Here is a 23,974-nt window from a genome sequence, read left to right as displayed (position 1 = left end):
GCTAATCGTGATAACCTTCACATGAATGGAATAATTAATTCCTTAGAATACCTGCCATTGTGAATAATGAGGTTTTGTTATGAGTATCGACCTGAGCAAACTGCTGACCGAGCGGCGCAACGCGAATAGCGCCAATATTGACACCCTGTCTACCGTTGAGATGCTGACGGTGATTAACCAGGAAGATCGGCTGGTGGCCGAGGCAATTACCCCCTATTTGCCGCAGATCGCTCAGGTTGTCGACAAGGTCGCCGCGGCGCTGCAGGCGGGCGGGCGCCTGATTTACATCGGTGCAGGCACCTCCGGTCGTCTGGGGATCCTCGACGCCAGCGAATGTCCGCCAACCTTCGGCACGCGTCCGGAGCAGGTCGTAGGGGTTATCGCCGGCGGGCATAAAGCCATTCTTAGCGCGGTGGAAAACGTCGAAGACAATAAAGCGCAGGGCGCAATGGACCTGCAGAACCTCAATTTCAGCAACCGCGACGTGCTGGTTGGCCTCGCCGCCAGCGGGCGGACGCCGTACGTCATCGGCGCGATGGAGTATGCCCATAGCCAGAACGCGTTTGTCGCCATCGTCAGCTGCAATCCGCACGGCGAGATGGCCCGGCTGGCGGACGTCGCCATCACTCCGGTCGTCGGCCCGGAAGTAGTGACCGGTTCGACCCGCCTGAAAGCCGGCACCGCGCAAAAGCTGGTGCTGAATATGATTTCGACCGGGGCAATGATCCGCGTCGGGAAGGTTTACAGCAACCTGATGGTTGACGTTGAAGCCACCAACGCGAAGCTTATCGAGCGTCAGGTCTCCATCGTTATGGAAGCGACCGATTGCGATCGCCCCGCCGCCCAGCGCGCGCTGGACGCCTGCGGTCGTCACTGCAAAACGGCAATTGTGATGGTGCTTGCCGATCTTAGCGCCGAAGAAGCGCAGTCGCTGCTGGCCAAAAATAGCGGCTATATCCGCAAAGCGCTGGGCAACGCCTGAGCGCCAACAGACAGGTAACCTGCAATGGCAAAAATAAATAAAGAGATGATAGCGCGGATCCTTGCCCACGTCGGCGGAGCCGGAAACGTGGCGCAGGCCGGTAACTGCATGACCCGCCTGCGCCTGACGCTGCGCGACGAAGCGCTGGCCGATAGCGCCGCAATCCGTCAGGTTGAAGGCGTGATGGGGGTTATCGTCAGCGATGAGCAGTTCCAGGTCGTACTTGGCCCGGGAAAAGCGCAAACCGCGGCGGAAATGATGAACGCCATGCTGGAGGATGCGCCGCAGGGCGCCCCGTCGCTGGCCGATGCCGCCGCCGAGAAGAAACAGGCGCTGAAGAGCAAGCAAACCAGCGGGGTGCAGAAGTTTCTCGCCAAATTCGCCACTATTTTTACGCCGCTGATCCCCGGCTTTATCGCCGTCGGCCTGCTGCTCGGCTTCGCCACCCTGGCAGAGCAAATCTTCGTCCTGGAGAGTGCGCACCCTAACGCCAGCCTGGTGGCGCTGATCGGCTATATGAAGATATTCAGCAAAGGGATGTTTACCTTCCTGAGCATCTTAATCGGTTATAACGCCCAGAAGGCGTTTGGCGGATCCGGGGTCAACGGGGCGATTATCGCCTCGCTGTTCGTCCTCGGCTACAACCCCGAAGCGACCAGCGGATTTTACGCCGGGATCACCACCTTCTTCGGCCACGGCATCGACCCGCGCGGCAATATTATCGGCGTCCTGATCGCCTCGATTATCGGCGCATGGGTGGAAAAACAGGTGCGGCGTATCATGCCGGCCAACCTTGATATGATCCTTACCTCGGCGGTCACGCTGCTGATTATGGGCGCGGTCACCTTTACGGTGATCATGCCGATTGGCGGCTGGCTGTTTACCGGAATGTCGTGGCTGTTCCTGCACCTCAACGGTAACCCGTTCGGCTCCGCGGTGCTGGCGGGGCTGTTCCTGCTGGCGGTGATGTTTGGCGTCCATCAGGGCTTTGTCCCGGTCTATTTCGCGCTGGTGGATGCGCAGGGCTTTAACTCGCTGTTCCCGATTCTGGCGATGGCCGGCGCCGGGCAGGTGGGCGCGGCGCTGGCCCTGTACTGGCGGGCGAAGCACGGCTCTCTGCTGCGCACCCAGATCAAAGGGGCGATTATCCCCGGCTTTCTCGGCATCGGCGAACCGCTGATTTATGGCGTCACCCTGCCGCGAATGAAGCCGTTTATCACCGCCTGCATGGGCGGCGCCTGCGGCGGCTTCTTCCTCGGCCTGATCGCGTGGCTAGGCCTGCCGATAGGGCTGAATACGGTCTTCGGTCCGTCCGGCGTGGTGGCGCTGCCGCTGATGACCTCCGGCAGCGGAATTTACGCCGGGATGGCGGTCTACGCGGCGGGACTGGTCGTGTCCTGGCTGTGCGGCTTTGCGCTAACCTGGCTGTTCGGCAGTAAAAACGTCGATTTGAGTTAAGGCGCAGCGCTTATCCGGACGGCGACTACCATTTCCTTCCCCGCCGTCCGAACGCGCCCATGCTATGATTCCCTTTTCGCGATATACCACCTGAGGGAAAGATGGGCTCCAGTAAAAAAGGGATGCTAAATGTACTCATAGCCGCCGTGCTATGGGGTAGTTCCGGCGTCTGCGCGCAGTACATTATGCAGCAAAGCCAGATGTCATCGCCGTTTCTGACCATGACGCGCCTGCTGTTCGCCGGCCTGATTCTGCTGATGCTCTCTTTCGTCCACGGCGATAAAATTTTCCGCGTCCTGCAGAACCGCAAGGATGCCATCAGCCTGCTGATTTTCTCGCTGTTTGGGGCGCTGACCGTACAGTACACCTTCCTGATGACCATCGAAAAATCAAACGCCGCTACCGCGACGGTGCTGCAGTTCCTGTCGCCGACGATTATCGTCGCCTGGTTCGCGCTGGCCCGCAAAACGCGCCCTCGCCCGCTGGTGCTGGCGGCAATCGGCACTTCGCTGGTCGGCACATTTCTGCTGGTGACCCACGGCAATCCGACAACGCTGTCCATTTCACCCGCGGCGCTATTCTGGGGGGTGGCTTCGGCCTTTGCCGCCGCCTTCTACACCACCTATCCGTCAACGCTTATCGCCCGCTACGGCACCCTGCCGATCGTCGGCTGGAGCATGCTGCTCGGCGGGGCGATGCTGCTGCCGTTCTACGGCGGTCAGGGCAGCAACTTTGTGGTCAACGGCCGCCTGCTGCTGGCCTTCTTCTATCTGGTGGTGATCGGCACTTCGCTGACCTTCAGCCTTTATCTGAACGGCGCGCAGATGATTGGCGGCGCGAAAGCGGGCATTCTCAGCTGCGCCGAGCCGCTGAGCAGCGCCCTGCTCTCGCTGCTGCTGCTGGGCATCACCTTTACGCTGCCGGACTGGCTCGGCACGCTGCTGATCCTGTCGTCGGTCGTGCTGATAGCCGTGGATTCACGGCGGCGGGTTCGGGCGGCATAGAAAAGCAATCTACTGATTTTAAACAATTTAAAGTCTGGATGATTTGCGTGTTTTCCACGCTATGCATATAGTTTGGTATCACCCTTTAAGGAGAAGCGCCATGAAAGCGTGTTGGATGTTGTGCCTGGTCAGCGCCCTCAGCGCCACGGCCGCGCGGGCCGAATCGCCGCTACAAAGCCTGCAGTTCGAGCAGCAAAAACAGCGGGTATTAAAAGCGGTGAAGGAAAAATGCGCCCCAGCGGCAACCATAAGCGATAACGACTTTGCCAATCAGGTGCTCGCCTCAAAAGAGAATCAAACCTACGTCCGCGAGGCAACCCTGGCGAAAGAGCGTAATAACCAGCAGAACTACCGGGCGGCGATCGACAAAATTACCTGCCCGGCGAAGTGATCGCGCTCGCGACGCGCCCAGCAGGCTGCCCGCCGCGCGAAGGAAGATACCTGTCAGTTACGCCGCTGGCAGGTATTTTTGGTGTTAATCGCCGCTTTATGCGCCCGCGCGCAGGCCACCTCAGATTTTCGGAATAATAAGATCCCCACGCAGCATGCTGCCACCGAGCATTTGCGTCTTTTCCGTCAGCCAGTTGACGATCCGCATCGCCATCACATCCATCGAATACTCAATCGCCGGTATGGTCGGAATACCGGGCAGCTGTAACGATCCCGCCAGGCTAAAAACCATCACTTTTTCCGGCACCGCGCGACTGAACGCCTGCAGCTGCGGGACAACCCGCTGCGCCTGCTGCTCATCCGCAACCAGCAGCGCATTGAAATTCAACGTCGTCGCGTTGCTCACCAGCTCCTGCACCGCCACCGAAGGCGAAGTGCTGTCGAGGAACACCAGGTTACGATTAAACGGCAGGAAGTTTTTCTCCAGCGCATGCTTGTAGCCCAGCAGCACCTGATCGGCAAAGCCGCTCCCCTCGGGATGGATAAGCGCAATCTGGCGTCGACCTTGGCTAATCAAATAGTTACAGGCGGTTTCCGCGGCAAAGGCGTGGTCAAACTGAATGCTGTTTGCCCCTTCGCTCTCGAGGCAGTCAATCAGCGCCACGTCCGGCCTGTCGATATTCAATGGAAAGCGGGCGCCGATAATCAGGATATCGTCGCACAGGCCGCAGCTGAGCTCTTCGAGCGAGTTCATCACCCCGTCGCGGGTGTTCGCAAAGCGCAGCAGGAGATGCTTTTGATGCTGGCTGAGCTGTTTTTCCAGGGCATATAGATAGCTGGTGGTTTGGTTGATATTATCCTGCGCGCAAATCACCCCGATGCAGCCCGTGCTCTGGCTGAACAATGATTGGGCAATCATATTTGGCCGGTAATTGAGTTCTTCAGCCGCCTGCAGTACCGCCTGACGACTGGCCTCTTTGACTCCGCGAGAACCGCTCAATACGCGTGAAACCGTGGCCTTAGAGACGCCAGCCAGCCGTGATACATCGTTGATTGTAGACATCATTCTCCCCTGACAGGGTCGGGCCGATCCCTGTAAATCTTAAAACCTGAATCGCTTCAATAGTAACCAACGGCAGTATATCCGTTTCCTTTTTTATTTGGAAACCGATTTTCCGTTTCATGGAAAATCATCGCAGAAACCACGGAATTATGTGAGCAAAATCTAATTAATCAGCCCTTCCCCCGTTAGTTCTTGACGGTTATCACAGTTCTGTTTTTTATAAATGGAAACCGGTTTCCGTCTGATATCAAATCATCCACGCAATAACTTTTTACATTTTGAGGATGAGTGCCGATGTACAAGATTATGCTGTGCTGCTCTGCGGGGATGTCCACCAGTCTGCTGGTCAGGAAGATGGTCGATGAGGCGAAGGAACGTAACCTGCCGGTGCAGATAGACGCCTACGGCGTTTCCGAATTTGACATGCAGTTTCCGCAATACCAGGTGGTGCTGCTCGGGCCCCAGGTAAAATACATGCTGAAAACATTATCTGAGAAAGCCGCTTCCCTGAATATTCCGGTCCAGCCGATAAACGCTATGGACTACGGAATGCAGCGGGGAGATAACGTCCTGGATTATGCTCTGTCGCTGATAGCAGCGGCGCATTAAGAGGTGTGCAAATGAGTTCTCTGTATCAGTCCATGATTGCCGTGATCGAGCAATCTATTACTCCGCTGGCAGGACGCCTTGGGCAGCAGAAATACGTTATCGCCATCCGCGATGGCTTCACTGCCGCATTGCCGTTTATGATCATCGGCTCTTTCATGCTGGTATTTATCTTTCCTCCTTTTTCACCCGACACCACCAACGGTTTTGCCCGCGGCTGGCTGGATTTCTCACAGCAGTATCGTGAACAGCTGATGCTGCCGTTTAACCTGAGCATGGGGGTCATGACCTTCTTTATTTCCGTCGGCATTGGCGCCAGCCTCGGCCGCCAGTTTCAGCTCGACCCGGTGATGTCCGGCCTGCTGGCCTTTATGGCCTTCCTGCTGGTCGCGGCGCCCTACGCTGACGGCAAAATTTCCACCCAGTATCTGTCCGGCCAGGGGATCTTCACCGCTTTAATTACCGCCATCTACTCCACCCGTATTTACGCATGGCTGAAGCGGAATAATATTACTATTCGCCTGCCCAAAGAGGTGCCTACCGGCGTCGCGCGCTCGTTCGAAATTCTGATCCCGGTGCTGGTGGTGATCGGTACGCTGCACCCGCTGAACCTGTTTATCGAAGCGCAGACCGGTATGATCCTGCCGCAGGCGATTATGCATCTGCTGGAACCGCTGGTGTCGGCCTCCGATTCCCTGCCGGCGATTCTGCTCTCCGTGCTGATGTGCCAGATTTTCTGGTTCGCCGGGATCCACGGCTCGCTGATTGTGACCGGGATTATGAACCCGTTCTGGATGGCGAACCTGTCGGCAAACCAGGCGGCGCTGGCCGCTGGCGCCGCGCTGCCGCACGTTTATCTGCAGGGCTTCTGGGACCACTATCTGCTGATTGGCGGCGTGGGCTCGACGCTACCGCTGGCTTTCCTGCTGTTGCGCAGCCGCGTGGCGCACCTGCGGACTATCGGCAAAATGGGCATCGTGCCAAGCTTCTTCAACATTAATGAGCCGATCCTGTTCGGGGCGCCGATTATCATGAACCCGATGATGTTTATCCCGTTCGTGTTCGTGCCGATGATCAACGCGGTGCTGGCCTACGGCGCAACGCGTCTCGGCTGGCTGACTCAGGTGGTCTCGCTGACGCCGTGGACCACGCCGGCCCCCATCGGCGCCTCCTGGGCCGCCAACTGGACCCTGAGCCCGGTAGTGATGTGCGTCATTTGCATGGTGATGTCTGCCGTAATTTACCTGCCATTCCTCCGCGCCTATGAACGCTCATTAATGAAAACCGAAGTCGAAAAAGCCAAAGGCGCCGTTCCGGTTGCTGAAACCGTAAGCCAGTAATAGTCGGGAAATACGCTCTCAGCGGTATTTCCCGGAGCGTCCGATAAAAATAACACCGTCATCAGGAATTATGCGGAAAAGGGATTTTCGCCGTACGCTTTAAATAATAAAGTTAATGCCCTCAGGAAATATTATGATCGAATTAGAAGACGCGGTAATGGAAATTATCGTGAATGCGGGACAGTCACGCTCATTATGTTTCGAAGCGCTTCACGCTGCCCGCCACGGTAATATTGATGAAGCCAAACTGCTCCTTAATGAAGCCGATGGCTACGCCCGCCGGGCGCACCAGATGCAGACCCGGCTGATCGAGCAGGATGCAGGCGAGGCGCGCCAGCCGATGACGCTGATTATGGTTCACGCTCAGGACCATCTGATGAGCTCGCTGCTGGCTCGCGAATTTTCACAGGAAATTATTCACTTATACCAACGTTAATATATATCCGTCATCCTGCCGCTTTCCCTGTCTATTAACCGGGGCGGGATGGTTATTATCTTAATATATAAATTATTACACGCGAGATAATTATGAATAATGTAAAAATGCTGCCATTAGCAATGGCGGTCGTTGCCGCGCTGTGCCCAGTTTCTGTATTAGCGCAAGATTTTACTCAGCAACAAATAGACGCCATTGTGGCGAAAGCCGTTGATAAAGCGCTGGCCGACCGTCAGGCCAAAATCGATGCCGCCGCCGATAAAAAGGTGGACGTCATTACCAACCCTCAGACCACCGCGGCCTCGCCGGATATGGCTATCCCGTTCGGCCTCAAGTTTAGCGGCTACGCCCGCTACGGCGCCCAGTTCCAGACCGGCGATCAGAAGTTCGTCGGCGTCGACGGCTCCTATAACGGCGCGTCGGCTATCGGCCGTCTGGGCAACGAAGGCAACGGCGGCGAATTCCAGATAACCAAGGCCTTTAAGAGCAGCCAGGGCGCTATCTGGGATATTAACGTCATGTTCGACCACTGGAGCGATGAAGTTAACCTGAAAAAAGCCTACGTCGGCGTCACTAACGTCCTGGAATCAAACCCTAACGCCTATATTTGGGCCGGTCGCGACTTCCACCAGCGGCCGCAACAGGGGATCAACGATTACTTCTGGATGAACCACGACGGCCAGGGCGCCGGGGTGAAAAACTTTGATATCGGCGGCGTGCAGTTCGACGTGGCGGGGGTCTCACAGGTTGAGTCCTGCAGCCCGGAGGTGATGGCCGATGAATCCAACCCGTCGCGCATCACCTGTACCGGCGGCTCCGGCACCGGCGATAACGGCCACTATGCGCTGACGTCAAAAATCCACAATATCAAGGCTGGGCCAATCGACGTTGAGGTGTACGCCAACTACGGCTTTGATTCAAAAGCGGTGGATAACGACGCGCAGCTCGATGCCTGGCAGGGCGGCCTGGTGCTGAGCCATACCAACGACGGCGGGGTCAACAAAGTAATCCTGCGCTATTCAGATAACTCGGATAACAGCGTATACAACAAAACCGACGATCTGACGGCGATTTACGCCAGCTTTGAGGGCAGCCACAAGTTTACCCAACAGGCGCAGGTGGAGTATCTGCTGGCCTTCCATGATTACGATAACGGCAAGGACAATACCGATAACCGTAAAAACTACGGCGCGATTATCCGTCCGATGTATTTCTGGAACGATGTGCATTCAACCTGGCTGGAGGCCGGCTATCAGCGCGTTGACTACGATCGGAGCGGCGACAACAAGGGCTGGAAGCTGACGCTGTCGCAGAACATCTCTATCGGGATGGGGCCGGAATTCCGGCCGATGCTGCGCTTCTACGTCACCGGCGGCCAGGTGGATAATCAGCATACCGCCAGGGTCAAGGGCACCAGCAGTGAGCAGCTTGACTCGTTGAACGTCGGCGGCATGTTCGAGGCCTGGTTCTAAGCGCAGAAACGGTCCCGGGTCGCGGCGTGAATGCCCGGCCCGGGTTCGCTCGGCGTAGCGCCTCGGGGCGACAGCGATTATATCCGCACCTTCGTGGTGACCAGCAGTCCGGTCAGCAGCATCAGGGCGCCCGAGATCACCAGCGGCGATAGCAGGCCCAGGTGGTCCAACGCCACGCCGCCAACGGCGGCCCCGCAGGTGTTCGCCAGCTGAATCACCGCGACCTGGATCGAACCGGCTTTTTCCGCCTGGTCTGACAGCGAACGGGTGATCCACGTTGACCAGCCCACCGGGATCAGGGCGAAGGCGAAGCCCCAGATAATCGCCACCGCGGAGGCCACGGCCTGGCTTTCCCCCCACAGCACCAGCACCGCCGCGCAGACCGCCAGTGCCAGAGGCGCAACCGCTAAGGCGGTTTTCACCGAGCGTTTCAGGAGCATCGACGACAGCGAGGTCCCGACAAAGCTGGCAATACCAAAGCTCAGCAGCACCAGCGTCAGGCCATCAACGTCAAAGCCCGCGAGGGTCATATATACCGGGCGAATGTAGGTAAAGAAGGCAAACTGTCCGGCAAAGGCCATGAAAATCGCGCACATACCGGCCATCACGCCGGGACGCCTCAGCAGGCCCAGCATGTTTTGCTGTTGCTGCGACGCTTCGCCAGGCAGCGAAGGCAGCGCCTTCAGCACCCAAATCGTACACAGCACGCCCATCACCGCCGCCGCGTTAAAAACGTTGCGCCAGCCGATAATGCCCCCAAGGAAACTCCCCAGCGGCGCGGCAATCACCAGCGCAATCGACACCGCCCCGAAGATCACCGACAGCGCCTTTGGCACCACCCGCGTCGGAACCAGGCGCATCGTCAGCGACGCGGACATCGCCCAAAATCCCCCTAGCGCCATCCCCAGGCAGGCACGCCCCACCAGCAGCAGCCAAAAGCTGTTGGCAAAGGAGACCAGCAGGCAGGAGAGCGTCAGCAGCACAGAAAACAGTATCACCACGTAGCGGCGATCGGTGGTGCGGATAATGGACGTAATAAACAGGCTGGCAAACATTGCCACAAATGCGGTCGTGGTGACCGACTGTCCGGCCATCCCTTCGGAGATACCTAAATCCTGCGCCATCGGCGTCAGCAGGCTCACCGGCAGGAACTCAACGGTTATCAGGCAGGCCACGCAAAAGGCCACCGCAAAGACCGCCGACCAGTTTGGCCGCGCTGGCTGGCTGGCGTGTGACGTGGATGCATTCGAAGGAGTCATTAGTTACCTGCATGGTTGAACACGGGGAAGCCGCGCAGTGTACCATTTTAAATGTGACGAATTTAACGTTTTGACGACTTTTCAGGCTTTACAAGACCTGCGCAGCGGATCGTATCACCGGAAAATCGTGCTAACGGGAAAGCGGGGCAACACGCCCGGTAGGCTGGCGCGGAAGTGACTCAACCTCGTGCAAAACACGGGTAAGAGGGGCTGGTGTCAAGGAGCATCGCCCGCTGCGCCGGCGGCGGGCGGCTATCGGTCATCGCGCCTTACGTGCCGCCGTTACCAGGCCGCAAATCCACTCCTGATGTCCGTTAATCATCGGATTCGGCACGCTCGCCGCCAGCGTCTGCGCCGGAACGCCCTTCTGCGACTCCTGGGTCAGGATACGCACGCGGCCGCCGGGTAAATCCTCGAACAGCCAGGCATGAATGACGTCAAGACGCGTGGTTTCGTCGCCCTCCGCCCAGCCGTGCCAGGCAACGCGCGCGGCCTGTCCGACGGCCGGCGGAACGTATTCAACGATCTGCGCCTCAATCGGAAAGCCGAAGGTTGAGAAACGAAAGCGCGCATTCGCGCTCAGCAGCGGGCCGCTGTCGGCATCAACGTGGATATCCGCAACGTTGCTGTAGTAGGTCGGCCAGCGCGTCGTATCGTCGAGCTGGGCCCAGATTTCCGCCGCCGTCAAACCGCTGACGATGATTTCGTTGGAGGCAAAATTGTCGGTAGTTCCCGGCAGATACGCTTCCGGCCAGACGATGGCGCTTTGTTGGGTGGGCTGGTGCATCATTAACCTCGTGAGTGAACAGACTTTACGAGGTCAATGATGCGTCGGGGGATGATATAAATCGAATCACCATTTCGGATAAACATCATCACCGATAGTGATATCAGTGCAGCCAGTGAACGCCATCTTCCGGTAAAAACAGGGCGTTATAGCGCTGCTGCAGGGCGATAATTTCGCTCAACTCCGGCTCCAGCTCGCGGAGAAACCCCTGCGCCAGGCGGATCTGCGCATCGGTAATCGGCGCCGCCAGACGAGACTTTTGCATCAAACGATACCAGTAGTGCAGGTTCTGCTCGCTGCTATCGACGACGCCGACCTGCCAGATAAGCAGAACCTGAGCCGCGTTTTGCAGATGCGCTTCGTTGGGCCGCTCAAGGTAGCGCAGGTACTCGCTTCCGGCGGTTTTTCCCAGCTGATCGATCATCGATTCCAGCGGGACGGGAGTAATACCCAGCCGTTCGCTCAGACGACGAATCGCACGACGAGAATCAGAGGTAAGTACCCGAAATCCTACAACAAATACTACCACCAGCGTGGCCAGTCCTAACCAGATCATGCTTCCTCTCACTCTATCGCAGCCCCACTATCATAATGGGAATTTGCGCGCTGTCGACTCCCGGGCGTACCATAATGTGACTTATCGCGGCTGCGGAAAGCTATCATGAAATCTGATATCAGAAACCTCGATCTTAATCTGCTGAAAACGCTGGATGCGCTGCTCGATGAACGCAGCGTCACCCGCGCAGCCCAGCGGCTGGCGCTGACGCAGCCGGCGGTGAGCGGCATGCTTACGCGGCTGCGCGATGCGTTTAACGATCCGCTGTTTATCCGCGCTCCGCATGGCATGATCCCGACCCTGCGCGCGCAGGCGCTGGCTTCGCCGGTAAAGCAGCTGCTGACCGATGCCGAAGCCCTGCTGCAGCCCGCCGTTTTCGAACCGCTTAACGCCGATTTCACCTGGACTATCGCCGCTACCGACTATGCGCTGAAAGCGGTGATCGTGCCGTTTATTGCCGCCCTGAAGCCGCTGGCGCCGGGGATCCGCGTGCGCATTATTCCGGAGTCTCCGTCCACGCTGCTGGCTCAGGCCGAACGCGGAGAGGTTGATATTGCGCTCCTCACGCCCCCTTCAACGCCGCCCGAACTCCACGGCCGGGCGCTGTACCACGAAGAGTACGTCTGTCTGCTGCGCGCCGACCATCCCCAGGCCGGCGCGCCGCTAACGCTCGACCAATTCTGCGCGCTGGAACATATGCTGGTGTCCTGGGAGGGTGACAGCTTTCGCGGGGTGACCGACGAGGCGCTGGCGGCAATCGGCCGTAGCCGGCGGGTCGGATTATCGGTGAGCAGCTTTTTGGTGCTCCCGGAAATACTGGCGGTAAGCGACATGATAGCGGTGGTGCCGCGCCGGCTGGCGACGGTCGCGTCAGGAATGCTCATTGTGCCGCCGCCGCTGACGATCCCGGGGTTTACCAAAAGCATGGCCTGGCACGAGCGCAACCATCGCGATCCGGCTCAGCAGTGGCTGCGGGAGCTGCTCTGGCAGGTGAGCCAGCCTGAAACAAGCCCTGGCCCTGCGGCATAAAAAAGCCCGGCGGGAAGGCCGGGCAACGTTACCAATACCTGATGCCTCAGGCGGTCTGCAAACTTTGTTTCTTCTTCTCGCGGCGAATTTTACGTTCTTCAAATACCGCCACGATGGCCATCAGGCAGATACAGCCGATTGCCGCCGCGTCCAGCGCGGCAAAGGTGCCCGCCCAGCCGGTGAGGCCGAAGATCGGCGTGCCGTCGGCAATCATCCCCAGGCCCAGCTTGGCGAAGCTGTCGCCAATCAGATAGGCGAAGGTGCCTTTGATGCCGTCAGCCGCGCCGATGGCTTTTTTCGGCACAAAACCAACGGCCGCGACGCCAATCAGCAGCTGCGGGCCAAAGACTAAAAAGCCGAGGGCAAACAGCGACATCAGATAGACATACTGATTACTGGCATGCTGATAAACGCCGAGAGTCGCAATGATCAGCGCCAGCGCGACGCAGGCTACCAGCGCCCGGCGACCGTTGGCCAGATCCGACAGCCAGCCCCACATCAGGGTGCCGACCAGCGCGCCGACTTCAAACAGGGTAAAGCCCTGAATCGCCACCTCTTTTGACAGCTTAAGCTCCTGGAAAGCGTAGACGGTCGACCACTGGTCGATACCGATGCGCACCACGTAGAGGAAAATATTGGAGAAGCACAGCAGCCAGATGACTTTGTTTTTCAGCACGTACTCCACGAAGATCTGCCATTTGGTCATCGCGCTATCTTCGGTTTCTTTATCTTCTTCGCTGATCTCTTCCCCGAACAGCTCTTCCGCATTGCCGAGGCCGTAGGATTCAGGGGAGTCGCTGCCAAAACGCAGGCCGATAAAACCTACGATCAGCGCGATAATCGACGGGAAGATAAACATCCCGATGACGTGGCCGTCGAACAGATAGTTGGCGCCAAACAGCGCTACCCCTGCCGCGCCCGCGCCGCCGAGATTGTGGGAGATATTCCACATCCCGAGGTACGATCCGCGCTTGCGTCGCGGCGTCCATTTGGTAATCGTCGAGTAGCTGCACGAGCCGCCGGTGCTCTGGAAGAAGCCGCTCAGCGCATAGAAGGCGATCATCAGGAACAGGCTGGTCGACCCGGCGCCCATGCTGGCGCTGAAGCCGAGCATGCAGATGGCGGAGAGGATCAGCATAAACGGCAGGAACTGCTTGGTGTTCTTACCATCCGCGTAGTAGGAAACCAGCGTTTTACCCACGCCGTAGGTGATCGAGAAGCCCAGGCCAATCATCCCCAGCTGGGTCATGCTCAACCCGTAGGTGGAGATCATGTCGTTCTGGGCAATGTTAAAGTTCTTGCGGATCAGGTACATAGTCAGGTAGCCGATAAAGACCACCAGATAGGACTGCATGAACGGTTTAAACCACATCTTGCGCCGCACGTCGAGCGGCAGATCCAGGGTCGGCTTGCGCACCTGGTTTAGAAAGGCCAGCATAGGACACACTCCCGGTTTTCCTTTCATACTTCAAGCCCCAGGCGCATTGGCGGCTCTCGTTTGCCGCCTTCCTGCAACTTAAACTATTTTGGGAAAATGATATTGAATGGCCGCTATTGTAAAAACTGGTCATGCGGCTGGCCTGAGACAGCGTCCAGGTGATACCGGGAAAATTTCTTAGTTTTTCCCGTATTGATGAAAAAAGGTGAGGTGCATCACGCTTCGCTGGCGGTTCTCGGCGCCTGGGCGTTTAAAAATGGCAGCAGCAGCAGCGCCGAAATGCCGGCGGCGATGGTAATCACCACAAAAAAGCCGCTCCAGTGCCAGACGTCCATCACCTGCGCCAGCGGCCAGCCGGAGAGCGACGCCCCCAGATAGGCAAACAGCCCGACAAACCCGGTTGCCGCGCCCGCCGCGTCCCGATGCGAGCACTCCGCCGCCGCCATGCCGATGAGCATCTGCGGGCCGAAGACAAAGAAGCCGGTGGTAAAGAAGCAGGCCGCCTGCATCACGTAGCTGGCAAACGGCATCAGCCACAGGCCGCCCACCGACAGCACGATCCCGGCGGCAAAAATCAGGTTCATCGGCCCCCGGTTGCCGTTAAACAGCTTATCCGAGCCCCAGCCGGCCACCAGCGCGCCGATAAACCCGCCCAGCTCAAACATGGTCACCGCCGAGTTGGCGGTCACCAGATTGACCCCCAGGGTCTCCGACATGTAGAGATTGCCCCAGTCGTTAATCGCCGCCCGCACCACGTAAACCAGCACGTAGCAGAGCGACAGCAGCCAGATATAGGGGTTCGTTAATACGTACTTGTAGAGGATCTCCCTGCGCGTCAGGCCCTGCCCCTCCTGCTGCTGGGCGATCTCCAGCTCATCGTGACGCCAGTCGCCTACCGCGGGCAGCCCCACCGCCTGCGGCCGGTCGCGCAGCCGCCAGCAGAGAAACAGCCCGGCGAGGATCGCCAGCATCCCGGCAATCATCATCCCGGCGCGCCAGCCGTAGTGCAGCGCCGCGGCGCCGATGACCATCGGGATCAGCGCGCCGCCCACGTTATGGGCGGTGTTCCACAGCGCCCACCAGCCACCGCGCTCGGTACGGGAATACCAGGCCGTCAGCAGACGGGCGCATACCGGCGAGCCCCAGCCCTGGAAAAAGGCGTTCAGCGCCCACAGCAGCGCAAAGGCCCAGAGTGAAGTAGAAAAACCGAACAGGATATTGACCACGCCGGTCGCAATCAGGCCGAGGCCCATAAAGTAGCGGGCGTTGGAGCGGTCGCTGACGATGCCGGATAAAAATTTAGACAGCCCGTAGGTGATGTAAAACAGCGTCGCCAGCAGGCCGATATCGCTGCGGGTCAGCACGTTGCTGGCGAGAATCTCCGGCACCGCGGCGTTGAAGCTTTTGCGCGTGAAGTAGAACAGCGCGTAGCCCAGCCAGATGGTCAGCAGAATATGGCGCCGCCAGTAGCGATAGCGTTCGTCGAGGGCCTGCTTATCGGCTATCGGCGCGGCGTCAGGGGGGGATTTCATAAAGGTAAACATCATCGCTCCTCAGGCGTAGCGCAGCGGCAGGCTGACGCAGACGCGCGTGCCGTGGGTGCAGGAAATGGTTAAGGTCCCGCCCAGCGCCGTCACGCGCTCGCGCATGCCGATCAGGCCAAAGCCCTGCCGTCCGGTGCCCGGCGGCAGCCCGCTGCCGTCATCCTCAAGCACCAGCATCAGCCGCTCATCCTGCTGCCAGCCCTGCAGCGTGACCGCGCTGGCGCTGGCGTGCTTGACGATATTATTCAGCCCTTCCTGACAGACGCGAAACAGGGTGACGCGCTGGTTTTCACTCAGCATAGATTCATCGATGCGCCAGTCGAGGTGGCTGACCATCCCGCGATCTTCGAGCTCCATTTCACGCATCAGAGAACGTACCGCCTGTTCAAGGGTCAGATCGTCCAGCTGCCGCGGGCGCAGGCGCCCCAGCAGGCGGCGCACCGAGTCATACACGCCCAGGGAGAGCTGCTCAATCAGCTGGCTGCTCTGCCTGACGCCGCCGTTCTCCGGCGCCAGGCGCTGGACGATCCCGGCCTGGGTGCGGATGGCGGTGATGGTCTGACCGATATCGTCATGCAGTTCGCGCGCCACGTCGCGGCGCACGCTCTCTTCGGTTTCCAGCAGGCGTTCCGCCAGCCGCCGGTTGCGCGCCAGCTCGCTTTGCAGCGACTGGTTCAGCTCACGCAGGCGCTGAATTCCGGCCCCCAGCAGCAGCCCGGTCAGGCTTTGCGCCAGCAGGGAGAGCAGCAAATCAACCGGATGGTCGTGCCAGGTCTGGCTGGCGATGAGGGCAATCGCGTTCATCAGGGCGGCAATCAGCGCCCCCTGCCAGCCGTAGTGCCAGGCCAGGGCGATAATCGGCAGCGCCAGGCAAAACGGCGTAAAGCGGGAGAGCTCGGCGGGCAGCCCCAGCTGCAGCCACAGGCTGACCATAAACAGCAGCAGATACCAGATCAGATGCCGCCCGCGCCAGTTCACCGGCTGCGAAACCAGCGCGGGCCCCAGCGGACGCCAGACGGTGCTGGTGAGGTAGTGCCAGATGACCAGGCAGGTCGGCGCCAGCGTCAGGCCGCCGGTCAACGTCAGCAGCAGGGCGTTGAGGCCGTCGCTGCCTTCACCGAGCCACGGCAGCGATTGCAGCAGCGCGGCGGCGATCAGCGCGCCGCCCTGGCGCAGCAGGGTCAGCCAGTCGCGCTGCTGGCGATAGCGCGAAATCAGCGCCACCGGCAGCAGGGTCAGCAGACTGCCGATCATCAATATTATCGGATGGGCCAGCGCCACTTCCTGCGCCAGCCAGAAGATCAGCAGCCATTCCGCTCCCAGCAGCACCGGCCAGTAGCCGCGCGGGCATTGCAGCATCAGGCCAAGGCGTAGACCGAAGGGAAACAGCAGTACCGCGAGATCCGGGCGCGCAACCACATGCAGGCTGATGCTCCACAGGCAGAACCACGCGGCGGAGAAGATAAAGAAGCAGCCGACGACCGAGAGCAGCCGCGAGAACAGCGCTTTCACTGCCAGCTATCGAACATGCGCCGCGCCAGCTCAACGTCGTTGCTGACGCCCAGCTTTTCCAGCAGGTTAGCGCGATGAACGTGGACGGTCTTTGGCGATAGCCCAAGCTCGGCGGCAATCTCTTTCACCGCCATCCCCTGGGCCAGCTTTTCCGCCACCTGCCGTTCGCGTTTGGTGAGCGGGTCCTGGCGACCGGCCGCCAGCTTCATGGCGATATCCGGCGTCAGGTAACAGCCGCCGGTCGCCACCGTACGGACGGCAGCAATCAGCTCATCCGGACTGCAGCGTTTGGAAAGAAAGCCGCGGGCGCCAGCGTTCAGCGCCTGCTCCACCAGCGCCGGGCTGTCGTGGACCGAGAGCATAATGGTCGCGATGCCTTTGGGCAGCTGGCTCAGCAGCTCGAGGCCCGATATATCCGGCATCGAAATATCGCAAATACAGACCTGCACGCCGCGGCCCGGCAGACCTGCCAGCGCCTCGCGGCCGGAGCCAAACTCCGCCACCACCTGGAAATCGGTTTCCAGCCCCAGCAGCTGCGCAAAACCGGAGCGGACGATAAGATGATCGTCAATAAGGGCAATGGAGGTCATGGCGTTTCCTGGCGGATAAAAAAAACGCGCTTACCTTAACGATAAGCGCGCTGCTGTTCAAGCCTTGAGCATTATTATACCCATCAGCCGCCGATGCCGGTGGTTACGCTGAAGGTGCGGGTCTCCTGCGGAGCCAGCGAGATCAGGCTGCCGTTACGCTGCGCCGCCAGGAATCCTTCGGGACGACAGGTGGCCGGTAGCGCAAAAGCCGCCACCTGCTGATCGCCATTATAGAGGATCCAGCGGGTCACATAGTTCAGCTCCGCGCTGGAGAAGCGGGTGATGAACGTGGTGCCATCCGGAGCCGTCATGCGAAATTCAGGCCTGTCGGTGTAGCGATCCAGCCTGTCGGCAAAAAAGACGATTTCCGGATCGTAATAGTGCGGCTCGTTCAGTACGTCCAGCGAAGCCTCCCCTTGCAGAATGCGCCGGTTGAACGCCAGCCACTGCTCGGTCGGATGCACGTGGCCCGGTATCGACTCACGCAGCGCGAGCGCATCGTCGGGGACATTCTGGCTGAAGCTGGCCCCGGCCACATAGGCATAGTTCATATGGCACATATACTGGAGCGGCATCGCGACGGAGGCGAGGTTGGTGACCGCCATGTGAATATCAAAGAGCGCGCTCTCTTTATGCAGTACCACCGCGGGCTGCGCCTGATAGCGATGGCCGAAGCCCATCACGTATTCATAGCGTCCCGTCACCCGCAGGCTCTCCCCCTCCAACTCCAGCCAGGCTTCATCCATCGCGGCGCAGGCCATTTCGCCATGCAGCGGATGCACGTCCTCCGGCGAAGGGCAGCCGTTCGCCAGCAGCCCGGAGTGGAAGGCGAAGCAGCCGTAGGTGGCCACCACTTCCGTCGCCGGCTTCGGCTCGCGGAACATATTGCGCATCGTCAGATCGTGACCATCGAACTCCGCGTCCCAGATCATTTGCCCCAGCCAGGGCAGAATGACCAGGTGGCCGCGCGAGTTCTCTACCCGCAGGCCCTCTACGCCGCTGGCGTAGCGGAACGCGGTCACCGTAAAGGCATCGTTTGCCAGCAGTACCCGAGGATGCTCGGTAAACAGCTGACGCCATAGGGTTAATCGTGTCGTCATGATGATTCTCCTCAGGAGGCCGTCGCTTCGGTCAGCGCACGGCGCGCTTTGCACTCACGCCAGAAGTAGACGCCCACGTAGATGAAGCACAGCATCGGCACCAGGAACGACACCTGCAGGGAGTGGAACATGTCCGCAACGTAGCCCTGAATCGCCGGCACCACCGCCGCGCCGATAATCGCCATCACAATCACCGCTCCGGCCATTTCGGTATGCTCGTTATCAACCGTATCGAGGGTCCCGGCATAGATGGTCGCCCAGCAGGGTCCAAACAGGACGCTCACCAGCACCGCCACGTATACCGCGCTGAAGCTCGGCGCCAGCGCCACGTAGGCAAGGAACAACGCGCCGATCGCCGAGTAGATAATCAGCACTTTTTCCGGCGTGAAGCGCGTCATCAGGATGTTGGCGATAAACTTGCCGATGAAGAAGCAGGCGAAGCTGTAGACCATAAAGGTTGAGGCATCGCGCTCGTTGATATCCCCCAGCTCCAGCGCCAGGCGGATCGTGAACGACCAGACGGTGACCTGCATCCCGACGTAGAGGAACTGGGCGATAATCCCGCGACGAAAGCGTGCGTTTTTCGCCAGGTAGCGCAGGGTATCCAGCGCCGACGGACGCTTATGGTTCGCCGTCTGCGCAACTTTGCAGGTCGGGAAGCGGGTCAGCAGGAACAGCACCATTACCACCACCAGTACCATAATCATGTACTTGTAGGGCTCAAGGGTGTTTTCCAGCATCAGGATTTTAAAGTTATGGATCTGCTCGGCGTTCATGCCCGCCATCTGTTTTTCCAGACTTTCACCATCGGAAAAGACCAGATATTTGCCCAGCAGGATGCCGGCCGCCGCGCCAATCGGATAGAACGTCTGGCTGATATTGAGGCGTAGCGTCGCCTGCGCTTTTGGACCAATCATTGAGCTGTAGGTGTTCGCCGCCGTCTCAAGGAAGCTCAGGCCGATAGCGATGGCGAAAATCGCGGCCAGGAACATGGTGTAGGTTGCCATGTGCGAGGCCGGGAAAAAGAGCGTACAGCCGACGATATAAAGCGTCAGGCCGGTTAAAATCGCCACTTTATAGCTGGTTTTTTTAATCACTAACGAGGCCGGAATGGCAATTAAAAAATAACCGCCATAAAAAGCGCTTTGTACCAGCGCCGAGGCAAAGTTACTCAGCGCAAATACGCTTTTAAACTGAGTAATTAAAATATCATTTAATGCCGCAGCGCATCCCCATAACGGGAATAAACAGGATAACAAAATAAACTGGAACAGAGGGGTTTTATTCAGATAGCCATCGGCCATCTGAACGATATTTTTATCGTTCATAGTGCTACCTTTTACAGTGCAGAGGGTTATTCGTTTAACGCCAGATACTCATTGAATTGCTCAATGCTGGGATAAGACGATTGGGTACCTTTGCCGGTGACGCTGAAGGCGGCAAAGAGCGAGGCTTTTTTCATCGCGGCTTCAACATCTCCGCTCTGGACGTAGTAATGCGCAAAACAGCCGATAAAGGCGTCGCCGGCGCCGCTGGTATCAACCGCGCTGACTTTAAACGCCGGGACGTGAACGTCCCGATCGCGCGTCATCCATAGCGCACCTTTCTCACCCATAGTGACAATAATATTGTTGAGCCCTTTTTCTACGAGGCTACGGGCGGCAGCACGAATATTATCGTAAGTATCAACGGGCAATCCGGTTAATATTTCCAGCTCAGTTTCATTAGGGACGAAAAAGTCACATTTGCAGGCGTAGGACATATCTAATTCACGCAGCGCCGGCGCCGGATTTAATAACACTTCAATTCCGTGTTTTTTACCAAATTCAATGGCGTGATAAACCGTTTCCAGCTGAACTTCAAGCTGTAAAACAATCAGCTGACACTTTTTTAAATCTTCGGCAGCGCGATCGATATCCTCCGGGGAGAGAAACTTATTGGCGCCTTTAATAATCAGAATACTGTTGCTGGAGTTGGCGTTAACAAAAATCGGCGCCACGCCGCTGCTGGTGCAGGGGACTTTTTCAACATAGGTCGTATTAATGCCCCAGGATTCCAGATTGCGAATCGTGTTATCCGCAAAGATGTCGTCCCCGACCTTGGTCAGCATCAGAACTTTGGAGTTAAGCTTGGCTGCCGCGACGGCCTGGTTGGCGCCTTTACCGCCGCAGCCAATTTTAAAAGAGGGCGCCTCGAGAGTTTCCCCCTCTTTTGGCATCTGATTGGTATAGGTGATCAGATCCACCATATTTGAGCCGATAACCGCGATATCCATTTTACTACCTCTTAGAAACAATCACATAACAATGATATGATAGTAACATTATCATGTTACTTCCGTATCATTTGTGACCATGATCGCGATTGCAGAATCACAGGCTGTTTATTTAACAGCCACCTCTGTTCAACCTCTCGGCATGCCCGTAAAACAACAAGTACGAGCAATAAACATAAGATACTGAAAATAAAATACTTATAATTTAACAGGCGCGATCTTACCCGCTTTTAATTCTTGATAGCCCACAGTATAGTAGTGTGAATGCAGAATGTTTCGACGAACGAAAAATGTTACTAAAGGAACATTTTCGCCCAAACTTGCGGAGAAGGTGAATGGAAACAAAGCAAAAAGAACGTATCCGGCGTCTGATGGAGCTGCTCAAGAAAACCGACCGCATCCATCTCAAAGAAGCCGCACGGATGCTGGAAGTTTCGGTGATGACCATTCGTCGGGATCTCAGCCTCGAGAATGACGAACCGCTGCCGCTGACTCTTCTGGGCGGGTACGTGGTGATGGTGAACAAACCCTCATCGCCCTCGGTCAGCGCTCCGCCGGCGGGCAAAAGCCCCCACCACCGGGACGATTTGTCCGTCGCCATCCTCGCCGCCGGGCTGGTAAGCGAAAACGACCTCGTCTTTTTCGATAACGGCAGCGAGATGCCGCTGGTGATCGGCATGATCCCGGATGACATTACCTTTACCGGAATTTGCTACTCGCACCGGGTGTTTATGGCGCTGAATGAAAAGCCTAACGCCACCGCCATCCTCTGCGGCGGCACCTACCGGGCCAAGAGCGATGCGTTTTATGATGCCAGCAACCCCTCGGCTCTTGATTCGCTGAATCCGCGGAAGGTGTTTATCTCCGCCAGCGGCGTGCACGAACATTTTGGCGTTAGCTGGTTTAACCCCGACGATCTCACCACTAAACGCAAGGCGCTGGATCGCGGGTTACGCAAAATCCTGCTCGCCCGCTCCGGGCTGTTCGATGACGTCGCGCCCGCCAGCATCGCCCCGCTATCGGCCTTTGATGTCCTGATCAGCGATCGTCCCCTACCGGCAGACTACGCGCTGCACTGCCGGAACGGGTCGGTAAAAGTCATCACGCCGGATTCGACGAGCGACTAGCTCACTCGAAAAAGACGGCGATTTTATTGAACATGGAAGGATCGGACTGATTGCGCGTCACCTTCTCGACATCTTCCAGCTTATCGATTTGGCTGATCATCTGCTCGAGACGCTGGTCGTTATTGACCAGCAGCCAGATGCGGCTCTGATTGCTGTTTTGAATCGGCAGGCAGAGGATGCCTTCCACGTTGAAGGCGCGACGGGCGAACAGGCCGCAAACGTGGGTCATGACCCCAGGGTGGTTGCGTACGGTGAGTTCCAGAATAACGTTGTCATGAGTCTGCTGTTGCATGGTTTATTCCCCCACCATTTCTGTATTTGCCGCACCCGGCGGTACCATCGGATAGACTTTTTCTTCGGCATCGATTCGCACATGAATCAGCGCCGGGCCAGGGCGGTCAATAATCGCCTGCAGCGCCGCCTGCGGATCGGCTTCATGATTTAAGTCGCAGGTTTGCAGGCCGAAGCCGGCGGCAATCTGCATAAAATTAATCATCCCCGGGTAGGTGGCGGCAAACACCCCTTGCGGATAGAACAGGCTCTGCTGTTGATACACCAGACCCAGCGCTTCGTTGTTCATCAGAATAATTTTTACATCCAGCTGATTTTCAGCGGCGGTGGCCATTTCCTGAATGTTCATCATCAGACTGCCGTCGCCGGAGAAGCAGATAACCTTCCGCTGCGGGTTCGCCAGGGCTGCGCCAACGGCCGCCGGCAGGCCAAAGCCCATAGTGCCCAGGCCACCGGAGGTCAGCCACTGGCGAGGGCGATTCAGCGGATAGGCCTGCGCGGTCCACATCTGATGCTGGCCCACGTCGGTGGTAATAATCGCTTCATCATCCACGCAGGCGGCTACGGCATTGATCAAACCATAATGAGAAAGCGGGTCCTGCTGCTGAGGGATGGTGCACGGGAATTCGCGCTGCAGGTCGGCGACCAGCTGGCGCCACTCATCCCGCGGCTGTGCTGCAACCTGCGGGATCAGCTGCGTCAGAACCTCGGCGACATCGCCCTGGATAGCCACGTGCGGCTGCTTGATTTTACCCAGCTCGGAGCGATCGATATCGACGTGAATGATCTGCGCATTCGGGCAGAACTGTTCGGTTTTACCAATCGCCCGGTCATCAAAACGCGCGCCTAAAACAATCAGTAAATCAGCTTCTTGCAGCGTAAAGTTGGTGCTACGCGCGCCGTGCATGCCCAGCATTCCCAGCGACAGCGGGTGCGCCTTCGGCAGCATGCCCAGCGCCATCAGGGTCATGGTGGTCGGCAGGTTGGCTTTTTCCGCCAGCTGGCGAACCTGCTCCGGAGCATTAATCACGCCGCCGCCCAGATAGAGCACCGGGCGCTTAGCGGCATTAATCATGGCCGCCGCTTCGCGTACGCTGGCGCCGTCAAACTCAGGCGCCGCCGCGCGAACGCCGGGCTCTGGTAACGCCTCCAGTTCGATGGTCGCGCTCTGCACGTCCTTAGGAATATCTATCCACACCGGCCCCGGACGCCCGGACTGCGCAATGCGAAAAGCGTCGCTCATCACCTGCGGCAGCTCGGCAATGTCGCGAACCAGATAGTTGTGTTTAGTGATGGGGATAGAGATGCCGTAGGTATCGACTTCCTGGAATGCATCGGTGCCAATCATTGAGGCCGGCACCTGGCCGGTAATACAGACCAGCGGGATCGAGTCCAGACGCGCGTCGGCGATGGCGGTGATCAGGTTTGTCGCCCCCGGGCCGCTGCAGGCCATACAAACCGCCGGCTTGCCCTCGGTTCGCGCCATGCCCTGGGCGATAAACCCGGCCCCCTGCTCGTGACGCGCCAGAATATGGCGAATCTGCTTACTTTGGCTTAATGCGTCGTAGACCGGCAGAATTGAGCCGCCCGGGATACCCGTTACCGTGGTGATCCCCTGACGTTCCAGTAAATGAACAACTAACTGCGCGCCGGTGAAGCGCATTTTTTGTGATGATGTGCCCGAACTTGCCATGCTCCAGTCCTTTTATTCTGAG

The 23,974-nt window shown here is 58.2% G+C and carries 23 protein-coding genes; 10 read left to right on the top strand and 13 right to left on the bottom strand.

What is annotated here, in order from left to right; genetic code table 11:
• Positions 1-79 precede the first annotated feature (79 nt).
• The 4 genes from murQ to NWP14_RS15820 all read left to right on the top strand — a co-directional run bounded on the left by murQ (position 80) and on the right by NWP14_RS15820 (position 3,835).
• Entirely contained in the window at positions 80-982 is a 903-nt protein-coding gene (murQ, locus tag NWP14_RS15835) for an N-acetylmuramic acid 6-phosphate etherase (protein WP_375215633.1), read from the top strand.
• Positions 983-1,006: 24 nt separating this feature from the next.
• The gene (murP, locus tag NWP14_RS15830) at positions 1,007-2,440 is read left to right on the top strand and encodes a PTS N-acetylmuramic acid transporter subunit IIBC (RefSeq protein WP_095102509.1); all 1,434 of its coding nucleotides are present in this window, start codon (positions 1,007-1,009) and stop codon (positions 2,438-2,440) included.
• Positions 2,441-2,541: 101 nt separating this feature from the next.
• Positions 2,542-3,444 carry a carboxylate/amino acid/amine transporter gene (locus NWP14_RS15825; protein ID WP_189339893.1) on the top strand — a complete coding sequence of 301 codons (903 nt, stop codon included), beginning with the start codon at positions 2,542-2,544 and terminating at the stop codon, positions 3,442-3,444.
• Between the two features lie 100 nt (positions 3,445-3,544).
• Positions 3,545-3,835: a YicS family protein gene (locus NWP14_RS15820; RefSeq protein ID WP_375215632.1), complete on the top strand. Its 291-nt coding sequence runs from the start codon at positions 3,545-3,547 to the stop codon at positions 3,833-3,835.
• Between the two features lie 120 nt (positions 3,836-3,955).
• On the opposite strand, the gene NWP14_RS15815 is transcribed toward NWP14_RS15820, so the two are convergent.
• A complete protein-coding gene (locus NWP14_RS15815) occupies positions 3,956-4,897 on the bottom strand; it encodes a LacI family DNA-binding transcriptional regulator (protein ID WP_095102504.1) in 942 nt (313 codons plus the stop codon).
• Between the two features lie 294 nt (positions 4,898-5,191).
• On the opposite strand from NWP14_RS15815, the gene NWP14_RS15810 reads away from it, so the two are divergent.
• From NWP14_RS15810 to NWP14_RS15795, 4 genes are all read left to right on the top strand, one after another.
• Positions 5,192-5,506 carry a PTS sugar transporter subunit IIB gene (locus NWP14_RS15810; RefSeq protein WP_041143294.1) on the top strand — a complete coding sequence of 105 codons (315 nt, stop codon included), beginning with the start codon at positions 5,192-5,194 and terminating at the stop codon, positions 5,504-5,506.
• Between the two features lie 11 nt (positions 5,507-5,517).
• Positions 5,518-6,843: a PTS sugar transporter subunit IIC gene (locus NWP14_RS15805; RefSeq protein WP_095102502.1), complete on the top strand. Its 1,326-nt coding sequence runs from the start codon at positions 5,518-5,520 to the stop codon at positions 6,841-6,843.
• Between the two features lie 133 nt (positions 6,844-6,976).
• On the top strand, positions 6,977-7,279 hold the full coding sequence (locus NWP14_RS15800; protein WP_095102499.1) for a PTS lactose/cellobiose transporter subunit IIA: 303 nt from the start codon (positions 6,977-6,979) through the stop codon (positions 7,277-7,279).
• 92 nt (positions 7,280-7,371) lie between these two features.
• A complete protein-coding gene (locus NWP14_RS15795) occupies positions 7,372-8,751 on the top strand; it encodes a carbohydrate porin (protein ID WP_375215631.1) in 1,380 nt (459 codons plus the stop codon).
• Between the two features lie 77 nt (positions 8,752-8,828).
• Here the strand turns inward: NWP14_RS15795 and nepI are convergent, their stop codons facing one another.
• From nepI to NWP14_RS15780, 3 genes are all read right to left on the bottom strand, one after another.
• Complete coding sequence (gene nepI / locus NWP14_RS15790; protein WP_095102493.1) at positions 8,829-10,010, bottom strand: purine ribonucleoside efflux pump NepI; 1,182 nt, start codon at positions 10,008-10,010, stop codon at positions 8,829-8,831.
• Positions 10,011-10,269: 259 nt separating this feature from the next.
• The gene (locus NWP14_RS15785) at positions 10,270-10,797 is read right to left on the bottom strand and encodes a polyketide cyclase (protein WP_095102490.1); all 528 of its coding nucleotides are present in this window, start codon (positions 10,795-10,797) and stop codon (positions 10,270-10,272) included.
• A 103-nt stretch (positions 10,798-10,900) separates the two neighbouring features.
• Complete coding sequence (locus NWP14_RS15780; RefSeq protein ID WP_095102487.1) at positions 10,901-11,353, bottom strand: DUF1198 family protein; 453 nt, start codon at positions 11,351-11,353, stop codon at positions 10,901-10,903.
• Positions 11,354-11,458: 105 nt separating this feature from the next.
• Here NWP14_RS15780 and NWP14_RS15775 point away from each other — a divergent pair, with 105 nt between their 5' ends.
• On the top strand, positions 11,459-12,382 hold the full coding sequence (locus NWP14_RS15775; protein ID WP_375215630.1) for a LysR family transcriptional regulator: 924 nt from the start codon (positions 11,459-11,461) through the stop codon (positions 12,380-12,382).
• A gap of 46 nt (positions 12,383-12,428) precedes the next feature.
• Here the strand turns inward: NWP14_RS15775 and uhpT are convergent, their stop codons facing one another.
• The 7 genes from uhpT to rbsK all read right to left on the bottom strand — a co-directional run bounded on the left by uhpT (position 12,429) and on the right by rbsK (position 20,841).
• The gene (gene uhpT / locus NWP14_RS15770; protein ID WP_331835021.1) at positions 12,429-13,820 is read right to left on the bottom strand and encodes a hexose-6-phosphate:phosphate antiporter; all 1,392 of its coding nucleotides are present in this window, start codon (positions 13,818-13,820) and stop codon (positions 12,429-12,431) included.
• Between the two features lie 215 nt (positions 13,821-14,035).
• Positions 14,036-15,364: an MFS transporter gene (locus NWP14_RS15765; protein ID WP_375215629.1), complete on the bottom strand. Its 1,329-nt coding sequence runs from the start codon at positions 15,362-15,364 to the stop codon at positions 14,036-14,038.
• Between the two features lie 9 nt (positions 15,365-15,373).
• Positions 15,374-16,855: a signal transduction histidine-protein kinase/phosphatase UhpB gene (gene uhpB / locus NWP14_RS15760; protein ID WP_375215746.1), complete on the bottom strand. Its 1,482-nt coding sequence runs from the start codon at positions 16,853-16,855 to the stop codon at positions 15,374-15,376.
• Positions 16,856-16,872: 17 nt separating this feature from the next.
• Positions 16,873-17,466, bottom strand: a complete 594-nt coding sequence (gene uhpA / locus NWP14_RS15755) for a transcriptional regulator UhpA (protein WP_375215628.1) — start codon at positions 17,464-17,466, stop codon at positions 16,873-16,875.
• A gap of 83 nt (positions 17,467-17,549) precedes the next feature.
• On the bottom strand, positions 17,550-18,566 hold the full coding sequence (locus tag NWP14_RS15750; protein ID WP_375215627.1) for an aldose 1-epimerase family protein: 1,017 nt from the start codon (positions 18,564-18,566) through the stop codon (positions 17,550-17,552).
• Between the two features lie 11 nt (positions 18,567-18,577).
• Entirely contained in the window at positions 18,578-19,894 is a 1,317-nt protein-coding gene (fucP, locus tag NWP14_RS15745) for an L-fucose:H+ symporter permease (RefSeq protein WP_159236666.1), read from the bottom strand.
• A 26-nt stretch (positions 19,895-19,920) separates the two neighbouring features.
• Complete coding sequence (gene rbsK / locus NWP14_RS15740) at positions 19,921-20,841, bottom strand: ribokinase (protein WP_041143306.1); 921 nt, start codon at positions 20,839-20,841, stop codon at positions 19,921-19,923.
• A gap of 335 nt (positions 20,842-21,176) precedes the next feature.
• Here rbsK and NWP14_RS15735 point away from each other — a divergent pair, with 335 nt between their 5' ends.
• A complete protein-coding gene (locus NWP14_RS15735) occupies positions 21,177-21,968 on the top strand; it encodes a DeoR family transcriptional regulator (RefSeq protein ID WP_375215626.1) in 792 nt (263 codons plus the stop codon).
• A 1-nt stretch (position 21,969) separates the two neighbouring features.
• On the opposite strand, the gene ilvN is transcribed toward NWP14_RS15735, so the two are convergent.
• The gene (ilvN, locus tag NWP14_RS15730) at positions 21,970-22,260 is read right to left on the bottom strand and encodes an acetolactate synthase small subunit (protein ID WP_095102467.1); all 291 of its coding nucleotides are present in this window, start codon (positions 22,258-22,260) and stop codon (positions 21,970-21,972) included.
• 3 nt (positions 22,261-22,263) lie between these two features.
• Positions 22,264-23,952: an acetolactate synthase large subunit gene (gene ilvB, locus NWP14_RS15725; RefSeq protein WP_095102464.1), complete on the bottom strand. Its 1,689-nt coding sequence runs from the start codon at positions 23,950-23,952 to the stop codon at positions 22,264-22,266.
• Positions 23,953-23,974: the final 22 nt, after the last annotated feature.

The sequence above is a fragment of the Klebsiella sp. C349492 genome (genome assembly GCF_042055345.1).
GTDB lineage: Bacteria > Pseudomonadota > Gammaproteobacteria > Enterobacterales > Enterobacteriaceae > Klebsiella > Klebsiella scottii.
The sequence above is the reverse complement of the archived record's forward strand: the minus strand, read 5'-3'. Positions and strand labels throughout refer to the sequence as shown.

Bases quoted from the DNA above. Each gene is read 5' to 3' on its own strand.
- NWP14_RS15735 (WP_375215626.1), top strand. From the start codon at position 21,177: ATGGAAACAAAGCAAAAAGAACGTATCCGGCGTCTGATGGAGCTGCTC.
- uhpA (WP_375215628.1), bottom strand. From the start codon at position 17,466: ATGACCTCCATTGCCCTTATTGACGATCATCTTATCGTCCGCTCCGGT.
- NWP14_RS15765 (WP_375215629.1), bottom strand. From the start codon at position 15,364: ATGTTTACCTTTATGAAATCCCCCCCTGACGCCGCGCCGATAGCCGAT.
- NWP14_RS15795 (WP_375215631.1), top strand. From the start codon at position 7,372: ATGAATAATGTAAAAATGCTGCCATTAGCAATGGCGGTCGTTGCCGCG.
- NWP14_RS15750 (WP_375215627.1), bottom strand. From the start codon at position 18,566: ATGACGACACGATTAACCCTATGGCGTCAGCTGTTTACCGAGCATCCT.
- NWP14_RS15780 (WP_095102487.1), bottom strand. From the start codon at position 11,353: ATGATCTGGTTAGGACTGGCCACGCTGGTGGTAGTATTTGTTGTAGGA.
- NWP14_RS15785 (WP_095102490.1), bottom strand. From the start codon at position 10,797: ATGCACCAGCCCACCCAACAAAGCGCCATCGTCTGGCCGGAAGCGTAT.
- ilvB (WP_095102464.1), bottom strand. From the start codon at position 23,952: ATGGCAAGTTCGGGCACATCATCACAAAAAATGCGCTTCACCGGCGCG.
- NWP14_RS15810 (WP_041143294.1), top strand. From the start codon at position 5,192: ATGTACAAGATTATGCTGTGCTGCTCTGCGGGGATGTCCACCAGTCTG.
- murP (WP_095102509.1), top strand. From the start codon at position 1,007: ATGGCAAAAATAAATAAAGAGATGATAGCGCGGATCCTTGCCCACGTC.
- uhpT (WP_331835021.1), bottom strand. From the start codon at position 13,820: ATGCTGGCCTTTCTAAACCAGGTGCGCAAGCCGACCCTGGATCTGCCG.
- NWP14_RS15805 (WP_095102502.1), top strand. From the start codon at position 5,518: ATGAGTTCTCTGTATCAGTCCATGATTGCCGTGATCGAGCAATCTATT.
- ilvN (WP_095102467.1), bottom strand. From the start codon at position 22,260: ATGCAACAGCAGACTCATGACAACGTTATTCTGGAACTCACCGTACGC.
- NWP14_RS15800 (WP_095102499.1), top strand. From the start codon at position 6,977: ATGATCGAATTAGAAGACGCGGTAATGGAAATTATCGTGAATGCGGGA.
- nepI (WP_095102493.1), bottom strand. From the start codon at position 10,010: ATGACTCCTTCGAATGCATCCACGTCACACGCCAGCCAGCCAGCGCGG.
- NWP14_RS15775 (WP_375215630.1), top strand. From the start codon at position 11,459: ATGAAATCTGATATCAGAAACCTCGATCTTAATCTGCTGAAAACGCTG.
- NWP14_RS15815 (WP_095102504.1), bottom strand. From the start codon at position 4,897: ATGTCTACAATCAACGATGTATCACGGCTGGCTGGCGTCTCTAAGGCC.
- rbsK (WP_041143306.1), bottom strand. From the start codon at position 20,841: ATGGATATCGCGGTTATCGGCTCAAATATGGTGGATCTGATCACCTAT.
- fucP (WP_159236666.1), bottom strand. From the start codon at position 19,894: ATGAACGATAAAAATATCGTTCAGATGGCCGATGGCTATCTGAATAAA.
- murQ (WP_375215633.1), top strand. From the start codon at position 80: ATGAGTATCGACCTGAGCAAACTGCTGACCGAGCGGCGCAACGCGAAT.
- NWP14_RS15825 (WP_189339893.1), top strand. From the start codon at position 2,542: ATGGGCTCCAGTAAAAAAGGGATGCTAAATGTACTCATAGCCGCCGTG.
- NWP14_RS15820 (WP_375215632.1), top strand. From the start codon at position 3,545: ATGAAAGCGTGTTGGATGTTGTGCCTGGTCAGCGCCCTCAGCGCCACG.